The organism is Frankia sp. CeRuru1 (assembly GCF_977966315.1).
Map to the genome: position 1 here is coordinate 1,789 of NZ_CDWWEW010000442.1, position 2,835 is coordinate 4,623.

A 2,835-nucleotide genomic window follows, 5' to 3' on the forward strand; every position below is an offset into this window, starting at 1 on the left:
GGGTCGTGGGTTTGTAGGGCTGCCCTGTCAGGTCGGTGATGGAGACCTGAAGCGCGTCAGCGACCGCCTCCAGGTGCGAACGCCGGTCCATACGGCGCTGCCCGTTCTCCACCATCGACAAAAACCCCTTGGACAGGCCAGTCAGGCCGGCAAGGGTCTCAAGGGTCATGCCCCGCTAACGGCGACACGAACGGATACGCGCGCCGATGGTGGCCGGTGCCTCCGGGCTGTCGTTCACAGACGCCTCTCCTGACCGGAACACATGTGTGGGTGTACACGCTCAGAGTAGCCCCACGAACGTCGGTCGTACGGTTACAGATGAGTTCACCGATGTGAACAGTGCGTCAGGCGTGTTCGCAAGCGTGAACAATCGACCACCACTCGCTGCGTAGTCTGTCGATCGCCAGTTAAAACGGTCCTGTTGAAGGCCGCGTTCCCGGCGGGTCGACGAAGCAGGAACCGTCGCGGCCACCCGGCGTGGTCGCTGGCGGTTCGACCCCGACGAGAGGAAACCCACCATGTCCACGCCCACGATCATCGCGACCCGAAGAGGCCGCGATCTTGTTACGCCGAGACTCTTCGAGCGGTTGTGTAACCGGCTCGCGGCGGACCACCTGGTCGAGCGCCCATACGCCGATCGACCTGGGCTGGCACACCTTTCTGCTGCACACCAAGGAGTACACGCTGTTCTGCCGGCAGGTCGCCGGCCACTTCATCCACCACGTGCCCGACGACGTGCCACCCGACCGCAGCATCAGCGCAGCCAGGCACGCTCGTACGATCACCCTGATGCAACAGGCCGGGTACGCCGTCGACCACGAACTGTGGGCGAAGTGCTCCACATGCTCCGACGAGGGCAACTGCTCGGCAAGCGGCAAGGACGGCGACGAAAATAAGGGCAGCCGGGTCCCCAAGTAGCGGAGTCGAACTTCCCATGAAGTGGAATGATCTGCCGACGCAGGTCCGCGACGCGGTTGAGGCGCAGACCGGACCCGTCACGTCCGCCGACTCGGTGGACGTCGGGGACGGCTGCGACCTCGCCGCGGTCGTGGATGCGGGTGAGCAGCGGCTGTTCGTCAAAGGCGTCCACGGCGGCGGCCGGCGAGCACGCTGGCTCCGTAACGAGCACACGTTCGGTCACCTCGCCGCAGGAATCGCGCCGAGTCCACGGTTCGCATGCCAGGTCGATGACTGGCTGCTGGTTGGCTTCGAGCATGCGACCGGCCAACCAGCGGACCTCATCCCCGGCTCTCCTGACCTACCCCGCGTCCGGGACGTCGTCAACGACATCTCCCGCCGGACCGGCGAGGGTCTGCGCTCGCTTTCCGATCGATGGCGCAACACGGGTTGGTGGGAGGATCTAAAAACGCTTCCAGCTAGAGTTTTCCCCGATTGGGACGTAGCCACTGCGGCCGTCCACGCGGGCGCTGTAGTCGACGCCGTGGCCGGGAACCGGCTGATTCACACCGACCTTCATGCCCACCAGTTCATGATCAGAGAGGACCGTGTCTGGGTGGTCGACTGGGGCTGGCCGGCGCAGGGTGCCGGCTGGGTAGACGCCGCGTTCATGGTGATCCGTCTCATTGGCGCCGGGCATACCCCCCAGCAGGCCGAGCAGTGGGCGGCGGGGCTGGACTGCTGGGCGGGCGGCACCGACGAGGATCGGACCGCCTTTGCCTGCCACGTGGCGGGACTGTGGAGCATGCGAGCGGCGCAGGCGGACAGCCTTGCCGCTCAGAACCGAGCCGCCCTGGCGCGTACCTATGCCGCGTGGCGCCTGACCTGACCACGACCTGTATGGCCATGATGATCCCGTGATCTCGGGTTCGAGGTCAGTGCATCTGAGCCCCAGCCGGCGGGGTTGACTCCAAATCCTCCGTCGGCTGGCCCTTGGGACCCCGGCGAAGCCCCGAGCATGCGGGCCTCGCTGGGGTCCCCTGCCACATCTGGGGTCATCGCAACTTTTCTCTACCGCCTGAACTTCCCGTCGGGGATCTGGCCGACCGCGGTGTCCACGTGCACGTCCCCGCGGGTGCGGTGCCAAAGGACGGGCCGAGCGCCGGGGTAACGATGACGACGGCCCTGGCGTCGCTGCTGTCCGGCCGGCCGGTCCGGGCGGAGGTGGCGATGACCGGCGAGGTATCGCTGACCGGGCGCGTGCTGCCGATCGGCGGGGTGAAGCAGAAGCTGCTCGCCGCGCACCGCGCCGGCATCACCACGGTGCTGCTGCCGGCGCGCAACGGCCCGGACCTGGACGACGTCCCGGCGCCGGTGCGCGACGCGCTCACCGTCCACCTGGTGACCGACGTCCGGGAGGTGCTGGACCTGGCCCTGGAGCCTGCCTTCGCCACCGGGCGCGCCGACCGGCCGGGCCACGGCGGGCGCTCCCCCACACCGCTGGCCGCCTGAGGATCTGAAGGCCGACCAGGGGCCGGGAAGAGGGTGAGCGAGAGCCAGCGACACGCCGGGGACGAGGTAAACACCATGTGACGAGGGGCGCGGAAGACGCAGATGGCGGCTACGGTCGGGGCGTGGATCGTGGTCGCTGTCTTCGGCAGGAGCGCATCGCACAGCAGCGCATCCTGGGGCTCAGTCGACAAGGGGTGCGCCAGCGACCGCGGGACAATCGCGGGCCCGCCCATCCGCCGAACCGGCCACCCGGCCGGCGCAGGCGCACCCGCTAGGCCGTCTTGCCCTCGGCAGCCGCATCGACAAGCGGCTGCGTCTCCCGTGCCGGTCCGGACCACCCGTGCCGGTCCGACGCCGCGGCGGCAGGCGTGCCCGTCGACCCGCTGTCGGCCCACGTCCCCCTCCCCCTGCCCGGCTGCCTTTTCC

3 protein-coding genes and 1 pseudogene are annotated in these 2,835 nt (G+C 68.6%); 3 read left to right on the top strand and 1 reads right to left on the bottom strand.

Annotated elements, in window-relative coordinates; all coding sequences use genetic code 11:
* A partial coding sequence (locus AC08OP_RS22230; protein ID WP_476615955.1) for a helix-turn-helix domain-containing protein occupies positions 1–169 on the bottom strand: 169 nt, incomplete at its 3' end.
* 392 nt (positions 170–561) lie between these two features.
* Between AC08OP_RS22230 and AC08OP_RS22235 the strand changes: the two genes are divergently transcribed.
* The 3 genes and pseudogenes from AC08OP_RS22235 to AC08OP_RS22245 all read left to right on the top strand — a co-directional run.
* On the top strand, positions 562–918 hold the full coding sequence (locus AC08OP_RS22235; RefSeq protein ID WP_476615953.1) for a glycine-rich domain-containing protein: 357 nt from the start codon (positions 562–564) through the stop codon (positions 916–918).
* Positions 919–934: 16 nt separating this feature from the next.
* Positions 935–1,786 (top strand): hypothetical protein, encoded by an 852-nt coding sequence (locus AC08OP_RS22240; RefSeq protein ID WP_476615954.1) that lies wholly within the window; start codon positions 935–937, stop codon positions 1,784–1,786.
* 191 nt (positions 1,787–1,977) lie between these two features.
* Positions 1,978–2,409, top strand: a pseudogene (locus AC08OP_RS22245) (S16 family serine protease); the annotation flags it as partial.
* Positions 2,410–2,835 lie beyond the last annotated feature (426 nt).